This is a genomic window from Duganella qianjiadongensis (genome assembly GCF_009857915.1).
Classification (GTDB): domain Bacteria; phylum Pseudomonadota; class Gammaproteobacteria; order Burkholderiales; family Burkholderiaceae_D; genus Rugamonas; species Rugamonas qianjiadongensis.
In genome coordinates this window covers 100,755-113,163 of record NZ_WWCM01000013.1, presented here as the reverse complement: position 1 = coordinate 113,163, position 12,409 = coordinate 100,755, and the positions used below count along the sequence as shown (strand labels likewise).

The 12,409-nt window shown below is 60.5% G+C and carries 11 protein-coding genes; all 11 read right to left on the bottom strand.

The genetic code is table 11. The features are described from left to right. Position 1: 1 nt before the first annotated feature. The gene (locus GTP27_RS17605) at positions 2–1,312 is read right to left on the bottom strand and encodes an adenylosuccinate synthase (RefSeq protein ID WP_161040465.1); all 1,311 of its coding nucleotides are present in this window, start codon (positions 1,310–1,312) and stop codon (positions 2–4) included. A gap of 4 nt (positions 1,313–1,316) precedes the next feature. Beyond that, positions 1,317–2,477, bottom strand: a complete 1,161-nt coding sequence (locus GTP27_RS17600; RefSeq protein ID WP_161040464.1) for an ATP phosphoribosyltransferase regulatory subunit — start codon at positions 2,475–2,477, stop codon at positions 1,317–1,319. 182 nt (positions 2,478–2,659) lie between these two features. Then, the gene (hflC, locus tag GTP27_RS17595) at positions 2,660–3,574 is read right to left on the bottom strand and encodes a protease modulator HflC (protein WP_161040463.1); all 915 of its coding nucleotides are present in this window, start codon (positions 3,572–3,574) and stop codon (positions 2,660–2,662) included. Continuing rightward, positions 3,574–4,869, bottom strand: a complete 1,296-nt coding sequence (gene hflK / locus GTP27_RS17590) for an FtsH protease activity modulator HflK (RefSeq protein ID WP_161040462.1) — start codon at positions 4,867–4,869, stop codon at positions 3,574–3,576. The genes hflC and hflK overlap by 1 nt, the downstream gene beginning before the upstream one ends. Further along, a complete protein-coding gene (gene hflX / locus GTP27_RS17585; RefSeq protein ID WP_161040461.1) occupies positions 4,869–6,047 on the bottom strand; it encodes a GTPase HflX in 1,179 nt (392 codons plus the stop codon). The genes hflK and hflX overlap by 1 nt, the downstream gene beginning before the upstream one ends. A 39-nt stretch (positions 6,048–6,086) precedes the next feature. Next, on the bottom strand, positions 6,087–6,323 hold the full coding sequence (gene hfq / locus GTP27_RS17580) for an RNA chaperone Hfq (RefSeq protein WP_155434878.1): 237 nt from the start codon (positions 6,321–6,323) through the stop codon (positions 6,087–6,089). Positions 6,324–6,517: 194 nt separating this feature from the next. Then, complete coding sequence (der, locus tag GTP27_RS17575) at positions 6,518–7,864, bottom strand: ribosome biogenesis GTPase Der (protein WP_161040460.1); 1,347 nt, start codon at positions 7,862–7,864, stop codon at positions 6,518–6,520. 3 nt (positions 7,865–7,867) lie between these two features. Next, positions 7,868–9,004 carry an outer membrane protein assembly factor BamB gene (bamB, locus tag GTP27_RS17570; protein WP_161040459.1) on the bottom strand — a complete coding sequence of 379 codons (1,137 nt, stop codon included), beginning with the start codon at positions 9,002–9,004 and terminating at the stop codon, positions 7,868–7,870. Positions 9,005–9,050: 46 nt separating this feature from the next. Beyond that, positions 9,051–9,704, bottom strand: coding sequence for a YfgM family protein (locus GTP27_RS17565; protein ID WP_161040458.1), 654 nt, complete (start codon positions 9,702–9,704; stop codon positions 9,051–9,053). A 55-nt stretch (positions 9,705–9,759) separates the two neighbouring features. Then, a complete protein-coding gene (gene hisS / locus GTP27_RS17560; protein WP_161040457.1) occupies positions 9,760–11,112 on the bottom strand; it encodes a histidine--tRNA ligase in 1,353 nt (450 codons plus the stop codon). 17 nt (positions 11,113–11,129) lie between these two features. After that, the gene (gene ispG / locus GTP27_RS17555; protein ID WP_161040456.1) at positions 11,130–12,398 is read right to left on the bottom strand and encodes a flavodoxin-dependent (E)-4-hydroxy-3-methylbut-2-enyl-diphosphate synthase; all 1,269 of its coding nucleotides are present in this window, start codon (positions 12,396–12,398) and stop codon (positions 11,130–11,132) included. Between the last annotated feature and the right edge of the window lie 11 nt (positions 12,399–12,409).

The window sequence follows — 12,409 nt, the reverse complement described above, 5'->3', positions numbered from 1 at the left end:
ATTACTCGAACGGATGACGCAGTACGATCGTTTCTTCACGATCCGGACCGGTCGATACCATGTCAACCGGCACGCCGACCAACTCTTCGATACGTTTGATATAGGCACGGGCGGTAGCAGGCAGCGCTTCGAGCGACTTGGCGCCCACGGTGCTTTCCTTCCAGCCCGGCATTTCTTCATACACCGGCACGCAACGCGCTGCCTCTTCCGCGCCGGACGGGAAGATATCCACGACCACGCCGTCGATGGTGTAGCCGGTGCACAGCTTCAGGGTTTCCAGACCGTCCAGCACGTCCAGCTTGGTCAGGCACATGCCCGTCACGCCGTTGATCTGCACCGAGCGGCGCAGCAGTGCAGCATCGAACCAGCCGCAGCGGCGGGCACGGCCCGTCACGGTGCCGAACTCGTGGCCCACTTGCGCCAGATGGTGGCCCACGCCGGCATCGGTCGGCAGTTCCGAAGGGAACGGACCGGAACCCACGCGGGTGGTGTAGGCCTTGGTGATGCCCATGATGTAGTGCAGCATGTTCGGGCCCACGCCGGCACCGGCAGCAGCATTACCTGCCACGCAGTTGGACGAGGTCACGAACGGATAGGTGCCGTGGTCGACGTCCAGCAGCGAACCCTGGGCGCCTTCGAACAGCAGGTTGGCACCGGCTTTGTGTGCAGCGTACAGGGCGCTCGACACGTCGGTCACCATAGGACGCAGACGCGGCACGTAGGCCAGCGCGTCGTCCAGCGTTTTCTGGTACTCGACCTTCGGTGCTTTCAGATAGTTTTCCAGCACGAAGTTGTGGTAGTCCAGATTTTCCGCCAGCTTTTCAGCGAAGCGTTTTTCGTTCAGCAGGTCGGCCACGCGGATGGCGCGACGGGCGACTTTATCTTCATAGGCCGGGCCGATGCCCTTGCCGGTAGTGCCGATCTTGGCCGCGCCGCGGGCTGCTTCACGGGCCAGATCCAGTGCCGAGTGGTAAGGCAGGATGACCGGCGCTGCATCCGATACTTTCAGACGCGATGCCACTTCCACGCCGACTTTTTCCAGCTTGTCGATTTCGCGCAGCACATCCGGCACCGACACCACCACACCGTTACCGATGTAGCAGGCCACGCCCGGACGCATGATGCCCGAAGGGATCAGCTGCAGCGCAGTTTTGACGCCGCCGATGACCAGCGTATGGCCGGCGTTGTGACCGCCCTGGAAGCGGACCACACCCTGTGCATGATCGGTCAACCAGTCGACGATCTTGCCTTTACCTTCATCGCCCCATTGGGTACCGATGACGACGACGTTTTTTGCGTTTTTCTTTGACATCACACTAACCTAAGTTTTTAAGAATCCAGTTACTACCATTATCGTCGAGGACCAGCGCACGATCGCACTCGAACTCGTCCAGTTCGTTGCTGTGACCCGGCAAACTCTGGATCACCACTTCGCCGGACTTGCGCAGCTCGGCGATTTTTTCTTTCAACTCCGGCGCATTGCCCCATGGCGCACGGATCGAATGCTTACGCTCCGCCGTGGGCAACAGGCGCGCCAGTTCGCGCAAATCCAGCGAGAAGCCGGTGGCGGGACGTGCCCGGCCAAAGGCCTCGCCGACGTGATCATAACGGCCACCGCGCGCCACCGCATTCGGCAGACCGGGCACGTAGAGCGCAAACATCGCGCCGCTTTCATACTGATAACCGCGCAGGTCGGCCAGATCGATGGCCACTTCGGCCCGTCCCAGCGCCGAGGCAGCCAGCGCGGCCAGTTCGGCCAGCGCCTTGCTGATGCCCGGCAGATCGGGCAGCAGTTCGCGCGCGCGCCCCAGCACTTCCACACTGCCGTACAGGCTAGGCAATGCCAGCAGCGCGTCGCGCACCACCGGCGTGTAGTCGCGCGTCAGCGCCTGCAGGCCCGGCACATCCTTGGCGCGCAGCAGTTGCACGATCTGGGCAGCGTCACGGCTGGCGGCAGCATCACTGTCGGTAATGGCGCGCAGCACGCCCACGTGGCTCAGATCGAGCCGGGCGCTGGTGAAACCGGCCAGTGCCAGCGAAGCCAGCGCCAGTTCCTGAATTTCGGCATCGGCTTCCAGTCCGGCATGGCCGTAGATTTCGGCGCCGATCTGCAGCGGTTCGCGGGTAGCGTGCAGGCCCGACGGACGGGTGTGCAGCACACTGCCGGCATAGCACAAACGGGTAACGGAGGCGCGGTTGAGCAGGTGGGCATCGATACGGGCCACCTGGGTCGTCATGTCGGCGCGCAGGCCCAGCATGCGGCCCGACAGCTGGTCCACCAGCTTGAAGGTGCGCAAATCGGTATCCTCACCCGCGCCCGTCAGCAAGGACTCCAGATATTCGAGCATAGGCGGCATCACCAGCTCGTAACCGTACAGACGGAAGTTATCCAGCATCAGACGACGCAACTCTTCGATCTTGCGTGCTTCCGACGGCAATACGTCGGCGATATTCTCGGGCAAAAGCCAATTTGGCATGGGAAACTGGTACGGAATTAATTAAGTAATGAACAATGCGTCAGGCGCAAGGCGACCGACAAGCGGTAGGCCGAACCTGATATTTTACGCGAAAATGGATTTTAAGACGAGAAAAGATGCGCAAAAGCACCTAGAAACGCCGCTGCCGGACTGCCATCAGGCAGCCCGGCAGGGTGCGGACTTTACTTCTTGCCGCCGGCTGGCGCGCCAGCCGGTGCAGCGCCCGTGCCTTTGAAGTACTTGAAGAAGTCCGAGCTGCTATCCATCACCATCACGTCGCTGTGATTCTTGAAGGTGGCGCGGTAGGCTTCCAGACTACGGTAGAACTTGTAGAACTCGGGGTTCTTGCCGAATGCTTCGGCATAGATGGCGGACGCCTTGGCATCGCCCTCCCCTTTGATCTGCTCGGCATCACGATAGGCTTCCGCCAGTATCACCGAGCGCTGGCGCTCGGCATCGGCGCGGATTTTTTCCGAATCGGCCGAACCGGTGGAACGCAGTTCATTGGCCACGCGCAGACGCTCGGCCTTCATGCGGTCATACACCGAGTTGTTAATCTGCTCGACATATTCAACCCGCTTGAGACGGACGTCGATGATTTCCACACCGATCTGGGCCGCTTCCGCCACCACCTTGGTGCGTATGCCTTCCATCACCTTGCCGCGCTGGCCGGAGATCACTTCGCCCACAGTGCGCTTGGTGATTTCTTCGTTCAGGGCCGCCTTGATGATCTGCGACATACGGTCGCGCGCGCGGTTCTCGTCGCCATTGAAGGTCACGTAGTACAGCTTGGGCTGGCCATCGGCGCGGCCGATACGCCATTTGACGAAGCTGTCGACCAGAATATTCATCTTCTCGGCCGTGATGAAACGCTCGGCGTCCGGCGACTCGATGGTCATGATGCGGTTATCGAGGAACAGCACATTCTGGAACGGCGGCGGCAGCTTGAAATGCAGGCCCGGCTCGCGGATCACTTCCTTGATCTGGCCCAGCGCGAACACGATCGCATACTTGCGCTGATCGACCACGAACACGGTGGACGACAGCAGCAGGAAAGCGACGAAGGCCGCGACTAGGGTACTGGCTATACGATTCATTAACGGCTCTCCCGGTCACGTAAGGCTTCGCGCGAACGCGGATCGCGCGGACGGTTCACTTCCACCGTCTGCATGGTGTCGCTGCTAGTGCCGGCAACCGGTTTGGCTGCGCTGGCGGCACTGGCTGCGGCATCAGTCGCTGCGGCCTGGGCGATCAGCTTATCGAGTGGCAGATACAGCAGATTGCTGCCCGACTTGGCATCGACCATCACCTTGCTGGTGCTGGAATAAATCTGCTGCATGGTGTCCAGATACATGCGGTCGCGCGTCACGGCAGGTGCCTTCTGATATTCGGCCAGTACCTGCTTGAAGCGGGACGCATTACCGGTAGCGTTTTCCACTACCATCGAGCGATAGCCTTCGGCTTCCTGCAGCAGGCGCGAAGCTGTGCCGTGGGCTTTGGGAATCACGTCGTTGGCGTAGGCCTGGCCTTCGTTCTTCTGGCGCTCGCGGTCCTGCCCTGCGCGCACGGCGTCATCGAAGGCCACCTGCACCTGCTCGGGCGGCTGCACGGCCTGCAGCGTAACGTTGGAGATCAGCACGCCGGAAGCGTAGCGATCGAGGATCTGCTGCATCAGCTGCTGGGTTTCCAGCGCCACCTTGTCGCGCCCTTCGTACAGTACGAAGTCCATCTTGTTCTTGCCGACGATTTCGCGGATCGAGGTTTCTGCCACCTGACGCACGGTATCTTCTTCGTCGCGGTTGTTGAGCAGCCAGGCTACCGGATCTTTCAGCTTGAACTGCACGGCGAACTGGATATCGATGATGTTTTCATCGTCCGTCAGCATCAGCGATTCGCGCGCCTGCTTGTTCTTGATATTGCCGCGATAGCCGATTTCCACCACGCGCATCTGCGACACTTTCACCACTTCGTCGCTCTGGAACGGATATGGCCAGCGCCAGTTGAAACCGGCGCCGGTGGTGTGGCTGATTTTGCCGAAGGTGTAGACCACGCCAGTCTGGCCTTCCTGCACGATGAAAGAACCGCTAGCCAGCCAGATCAGGCCAGCGACTACCACCACCGCACCGGCCGTGGCGCGCAGACCGCCTGCGTCAGGACGGCCGGACGGCATGCCGCCGCCATTATTGCCGCCATCAGGACGGTTCTTTTGGCCGAACATGCCGTTCAGGCGCTGATTGAAATCGCGCCACAGCTGTTCCATATCGGGCGGGCCTTCGCCCGGCTTTTTGCCTTCATTGGCTTGCGGCTTGCCATCCTGCTGATCCGAACCCCAGCGCGGGTCGTTCAGATTGGCTTTCAGGCCTAGACGTTTGAATATCGAGGAGACACGCATCAGTGTGATCCAACTTGAGTGAGGGTGGGACTGCTTTCGGCGGCTTCGGCATCATCCTCCGCCAGCTCTTCTTCATCGACCGCGTAAGACTGGTTCAGGCGTGCGCCGGGCGCACTCATGGCCCATTCGACGATGGCACTGCGCAGCAGGTCCAGACCAGCACCCGTGCGGGCGCTGAGGAAAACGCGGGAAATCTTATCATATTCATCGCGCTCCACCGCCGGCTCCAGACCGGCAGCATCGATCTTGTTCCACACCAGAATCTGCGGAATATGGTCGGCACCAATTTCCTTGAGCACCAGATTGACCTGCTCGATCTGCTCCATCCGTACCGGCGACGAAGCATCGACCACATGCAGCAGCAGATCGGCGTGGATAGTCTCTTCCAGCGTGGCGCGGAATGCTGCCACCAGCTGGTGCGGCAGTTCGCGCACGAAACCTACCGTATCGGAAATCACCACATTGCCCACTTCCTGTCCCATGTAGACGCGGCGCGAAGTGGTATCCAGCGTGGCGAACAGCTGGTCGGCCACATACACGCCGGCCTTGGTGACAGCGTTGAACAGGGTAGATTTGCCGGCATTGGTATAGCCCACCAGCGAGACGGAAAAAGTCTGGCTGCGCCCACGCGAACGGCGCTGGGTTTCATGCTGCTTGCGCAGCTTGCCCAGACGGGCGCGCAGAGCCTTGACCCGCTCGCCGATCAGACGGCGGTCGGTTTCCAGCTGGGTTTCGCCGGGACCGCGCAGACCGATACCGCCCTTCTGCCGTTCCAGGTGGGTCCAGCCGCGGATCAGGCGCGTGGCCAGATGCTGAAGCTGGGCCAGCTCCACCTGCAGCTTGCCTTCGTGGGAAGCAGCCCGCTGGGCAAAAATATCGAGAATCAGGCTGGTGCGGTCCAGCACCCGGATATTCAGGCGCTTTTCCAGATTGCGCTGCTGGGCAGGCGACAGCGCGTGATTGAAGATGACGATTTCGATGCGGTGATCCTGCACCGCCATGGCGATTTCGTCGGCCTTGCCGCTGCCGACGAAATAGGCGGCATCGGGCGCCGCCCGCTTGGCTGTGATGGTCGTAATCGGCTCTGCACCGGCCGAACGGACCAGTAATTGCAGTTCCTCGACGCTGGCGCCAAAGTCGCCCTGACCGAAATCGATACCGACTAAAGCTGCTCGCATACGGTCAGGCTAGAAAGATAGTCGCGGTAAGGCAAACGCTTATTCCGCGTCGGCATCAACGCTGAGGTTGACGGCGCGGGCTGGCACCACGGTCGAAATGGCGTGCTTGTACACCATCTGCGTCACGGTATTGCGCAGCAGCACAACGTATTGGTCGAAAGACTCGATGTGGCCTTGCAGCTTGATGCCGTTGACCAGATAGATCGAGACAGGCACGTGCTCTTTACGCAAGGCGTTGAGGAATGGGTCTTGTAACAGTTGCCCTTTGTTGCTCATAACAGCTCCATTTTTGTGTTGTTGTGTTCGGATTTGGAGGCGAAACGCTTAATTTCAAGTACGTGGCTCAACGAAAGTCAAATGATTTTCGCTGAAACACCGCTCGCCCAAGGAAGAATGGTGCTTCTAAGCCACTGTAACCTGTTTTGACTTTTTTTGCTTTGTGTACTGCAAAAAAAGTCCTTAAAAACGCCTTATTTTGCTGCCGTCTTGGCAAACGGGTTCTTACCGGTACGCAGTTCGATGCGCAGCGGCGTGCCTACCAGCGAGAAAGTATCGCGGAAATGCTTTTCCAGATAGCGCTTGTAAGGCTCGCCGACGGCGTCGAGTGCATTGCCGTGAATCACGATTACCGGCGGATTCATGCCGCCCTGGTGGGCATAGCGCAGCTTGGGACGGATGCCGCCCTTGCGGCGCGGTTCCTGCTTCTCTACCGCTTCGATCAGCGCACGGGTCAGCTTAGGCGTAGACAGGTCCGACATCGCTGCGGCATAGGCCGCATCGACCGACTTCATCAGCGGGCCTATGCCCTGCGCGCGCAAGGCCGAAATGAAATGGGTCTTGGCGAAGGACAGGAAGTCCAGCTTGCGGTCGATGTCGATCTTGATTTCATCGCGCTCATCGCTGCGCAGACCGTCCCACTTGTTGACAGCGACCACCAGCGCGCGGCCCGTCTCCAGCACGAAGCCGGCGATATGGGCATCCTGTTCGGAGATGTCCTGCTGGGCGTCCAGCAGCAGCACCACGACGTTGGCTTCCGAAATCGACTGCAGGGTTTTCACCACCGAGAACTTCTCGATGGCTTCGAACACCTTGCCGCGGCGGCGGATACCGGCCGTGTCGATCAGGGTGTACTGCTTGCCGTCGCGCTCGAACGGAATCTCGATCGAGTCGCGCGTGGTACCGGGCATGTCGAAAGCGATCACGCGCTCCTCGCCCACCAGCGTATTGATCAGGGTGGACTTGCCCACGTTGGGACGACCGACCAGCGCGATCTTGATACCGCGTTCGTCTTTTTCCAGTTCTTCCGGATCTTCCGGACGCTGGGCAAATGCCAGATCCAGCGCTTCCTGCACCAGATCGGCCACGCCGTCGCCGTGCGCCGAGGAGATCGAATAGGGCTCGCCCAGACCCAGTTCGTAGAAGTCGGCTACCACGCTGGTATAGCGCATGCCTTCCGATTTATTCACCACCAGCATTACCGGACGGCCGCTCTTGCGCAGGAAGTCGGTAATGGTTTTATCGTGCGGTGTCAGGCCCTGGCGGCCGTCGACCAGAAACACGACCACGTCGGCTTCGGCCACGGCCTGCTTGGTCTGCAGCGCCATCTGATACATGATGCCTTCCTTGGCCACGGGTTCGAAACCACCCGTGTCGATAACGAGGAAGGGACGTTCGCCGACACGGCCCTCGCCATAGTGACGATCGCGCGTCAACCCAGGCAAGTCCGCCACCAGCGCGTCGCGCGAGCGGGTCAGACGATTAAACAAGGTCGATTTCCCTACATTGGGTCGACCCACTAGTGCGATTACCGGCTTCATTTTTTATTCGACTGCAAGTGCAGTCACTGTCCCTGATTGGGTTTGGAAAATCAAATTCGCGCCAGCGATGACAGGGTCCGCTTGAATCGGGCTGCCATCGGTCGCGGCGCGACCTATAAATGCGCCATCTTCCCGCGAGAGCAGATGGACATAACCCTGGAAGTCCCCCACTGCCACGGCACGGCCATACGACACAGGGGTCGACAGGCGGCGATAGGACAGTTTGTCGTTCTTCCAGGCGTTGCTGCCGTTTTCACGGCTATAGGCTGCAACTTCACCTTTGTCGTCGGAGACGAAAACGAAACGCTGATCGACCGTCACGCCCACATCGGACGATGCCGGTTTGCTCCAGTGCGGAGCGCCCGTCAGCGCATCAAAACAGGCCACGCGGCCCTGATACGATACAGCACACACATCTTTTTCGAAGACCACCGGCGTACCGGCGATATCGGTCACACGTTCCAGCTCGGTGGCGCCGCGCGGCTCGCCCACCACCACTTCGTAGCGCTGCAGGCCGGTGGCCAGCACCAGCACCAGCAGCTTGCCGCCCGGCTGGGCCACATACACGTTGGCACCGTTGATCACCATGCCGGGCGCATTACGCAGCGTCAGCGCCGGCGTAGTACGGGCCACGCTCCAGCGCTTGGCGCCGCTCTTGGCATCGAACGCCGTGATCTGGTTATCGACACTGCGCACCACCACCAGACCGCCGCCTACCACCGGCGAGGACAGTACCTCGCTGGTAGCCTGGGCTTTCCACAGCTGCTTTCCGCTGCCGTCATAGGCAAGGATAACACCCTTGGTGCCGCCCACCGCAACGACCTCGCCATCACTGCCCACGCCGGCCGTCAGATCGCTGCCGGTCTTGACGCGCCACTGCTCCTTGCCGGTGGCGGCACTCAGGCGTGCCAGCACGCCGTCGCCGTCTGCCACGAACAGGCTGTCGCCTACCAGTGCTGGCGTGAACACGGCATTGCCGGCTTTACCGAGCGAATACTTCCACACGGTGCGCGGCGTCACGCCGCCCTTCAGTTCCACCAGCGCCGCTGGCTGGATCTTGGTATCTTTCGACGAGAACAAGGAACAACCGGCCAACATTGCCAGCAAGCTTGCAGTAATAACTTTTTCGGTAATACGCATATTTCAACCTTGATCGGAAAGCGCCGCAGCGTGCGGCGCCAAAACATTAAGCGGCGTCTTTAGCGGCAGGTACGGAGCCGCCGATGGCTTCGAATTTCAGCTGGATCAGCTGGCGGCCAGGCGATTTCTTGTCGCTGGCGTCCAGCGCAGCCTGATAAGCGGCACGGGCTTCGGCCAGCTTGTTCTGGGCCACCAGTATGTCGCCCTTGCGGTCGGCCACGGCAGCGGAAAATTCGGCCGGCACCTCGCCCGCCAGCACTTTCAGCGCTTCGTCGTAGGCTTTTTCATCGAGCAGCACACCGGCCAGGCGCACCTTGGCCACCGCCTTGAATTCATCGCCGCCGTGTTCGATAGCCCATTGCAGCTGGCCCTTGGCCGATTTCACGTCATTGGCGTCGAAGCTGCTCTTGGCTGCCACCAGTGCGCTCATGGGCGCGTAGGTGGTGTTGCCGAATTTGCTCTCCATATCGCCCGCAGCGCGCAGCACTTTGGCATTGTCCTTGGCATCCACGGCCGAGGTCAGCTCGTCGTACAGGGCGGCAGCCTGCGTAGCCTGATTGCGCTGGTAGTAGTTCCAGCCGTTGTAGCCGGAATACGCTGCCAGACCGGCGATCACCACCCACGAGGTCAGATTGCCGTACTTTTCCCACCATGCTTTAAGGGACGCAATTTGTTCTTGTTCTTCGAGATCGTATGCCATGTCAGTGTGTCTGCTAGTTGTAAGAGTTATTCAAAATGAGGCTGCCATCGCACTATCAGTGCTCGCAGTTCTCGTCGTGTACGTGGTGGTGATGATCGCCGCTTTCGGTGATCTGGTCCACTACGAAATCAACCACCTGGTCGAACGCCACGGTGCTTTGCTGCTGCTCGCCTTCGGCTGCGCGCATGGCTTTCACGGCGGCAGTATTGTTCTGCACTTCGTCTTCGCCGATGATCACGGCAAAGGCGGCGCCAGCGCCGTCGGCTTTCTTCATCTGCGATTTGAAGCTGCCAGCACCGGCTGGCGTAGAGCCGTGCATGATCACGTCCAGACCGGCATCGCGCAGGCGCTCGCCCAGCACGAAGGCTTGCAGCTGGGCCGCTTCGCCCTGATGCACCAGATACACGTCGCACTGGTTAGGCTGTTCCGGTTCGCCGGCAGCTTTCAGCAGCTCCAGCAGACGCTCGATGCCCATGGCGAAACCGACTGCCGGCGTAGGCTTCCCGCCGAAAGAAGCAATCAGCGGATCGTAACGGCCACCGGCGCAGACCGTGCCCTGCGAACCCAGCGAGTCCGTCACCCACTCGAACACGGTGCGGTTGTAATAATCCAGACCGCGCACCAGACGGGTGTTGATCACGTAAGGAATATTGTTGTGGTCGAGGATCTTGCGCACGCCGTTGAAGTGGGCCAGCGATTCTTCGCCCAGATAATCGAGCAGCTTGGGTGCCTGATTGACCATCTCCTGCATGGCAGGGTTCTTGGTGTCCAGAATCCGCAGCGGATTGGTATGCAGGCGGCGCTTGGCTTCCGCATCGAGGATGTCTTCGTGCTTTTCCAGATAGGCGATCAGGTCGACGCGATGGCGCGCACGCTCTTCCGCATCACCGATGGAATTGAGTTCCAGACGGATGTTCTCCAGTCCCAGATCGTCCCACAGGCGGCGGCACATCATGATCATTTCCGCGTCCACGTCCGGACCGGTAAAGCCCACTGCTTCGCAGCCGAACTGGTAGAACTGGCGGTAGCGGCCGCGCTGCGGACGCTCGTGGCGGAACATGGGGCCCGTGTACCACAGGCGTTTCGGGCCTTCGTACACCAGATTGTGCTCGATCACGGCGCGCACGGCACCGGCCGTACCTTCCGGACGCAAAGTCAGCTGGTCACCGTTCATGGAATCGGTGAAGGAATACATTTCCTTTTCCACGATGTCGGTCACGGCGCCGATGGCGCGCGCGAACAGCGCAGTGTTTTCCACGATGGGCGTGCGGATCTGCTGGAAGCCATAGCTCTGCACTACCGACTGGGCGGTGTTCTCGAACAGCTGCCACAGATGGCTATCAGCCGGCAGGATGTCGTTCATGCCTTTGATGGCAGTGATTTTTTCAGCTTTCTTCATTTCGGACATATCAGTTCTTTTCAGCTTCAGGCAGCCTGCGGCTTGCCATAATTATTCTTCACGTAGTTCAGGACGATGTCCTGGAACTCTTCCACGATGCGCTCGCCGCGCAGCGTTGCCACCTTGGCGCCATCGACGAACACCGGTGCAGCAGGCGATTCGCCCGTACCCGGCAGACTGATACCGATGTTGGCATGCTTGGATTCGCCGGGACCGTTGACGATGCAGCCCATCACGGCCACGTTCATCGCTTCCACGCCCGGATAGATCTTTTTCCACTCCGGCATCTGCTCGCGCAGGAAGGTCTGGATGTTGTCCGCCAGTTCCTGGAAAGTGGTCGAGGTGGTGCGGCCGCAACCCGGACAGGCAATCACCATCGGGGTGAATTTGCGCAGACCCATGGTTTGCAGGATCTCCTGCCCCACCACCACTTCACGGCTACGATCACCGCCCGGTTCTGGGGTGAGCGAAATGCGGATGGTATCGCCTATGCCTTCCTGCAGCAGCACCGACAGCGCCGCCGTCGAGGCCACGATACCTTTGCTGCCCATGCCCGCTTCCGTCAGGCCCAGATGCAGCGGATAGTCGCAGCGGCGCGCCAGTTCGCGGTACACGGCGATCAGGTCCTGTACGCCGGAGACTTTGCAGGACAGGATGATCTTGTCGCGCCCCAGCCCCAGTTCTTCGGCACGCACGGCATTCTCGATAGCCGAGGTAATCAGCGCTTCGTACATCACCGATTGCGCCGGCCATGGCTCGGCGCGTGCAGCGTTTTCGTCCATGATACGGGCCAGCAGCGCCTGATCCAGACTGCCCCAGTTGACGCCGATACGCACCGGCTTATCGTAGCGTGCCGCCACTTCGATCATCTGGGCAAACTGGGTGTCGCGCTTGGCGCCCTTGCCCACATTGCCTGGGTTGATGCGGTACTTCGACAGCGCCTTGGCGCACTCGGGATAGTCGGTCAGCAGGGTGTGGCCGTTGTAATGGAAATCGCCCACCAGCGGCACGTCGATATCCATCTTGTCCAGCTGTTCGCGGATGTAGGGTATCGCCGCAGCCGACTCGGGACGGTCCACCGTCAGGCGCACCAGCTCGGAACCGGCGCGCGCCAGTTCCTTAATCTGGATTGCCGTTTCCACCGCATTGGCAGTATCGGTATTGGTCATCGACTGCACCACGACAGGCGCGGCGCCGCCCACCCAGATCTTGCGCTGGCCGTGCGCTATCAGCACGCTGCGGCTGGCGCGGCGCGGCGCAGGGCCCGATGGAATGGCAGTAAGGCTAGAAGACATAAATTTCAGCT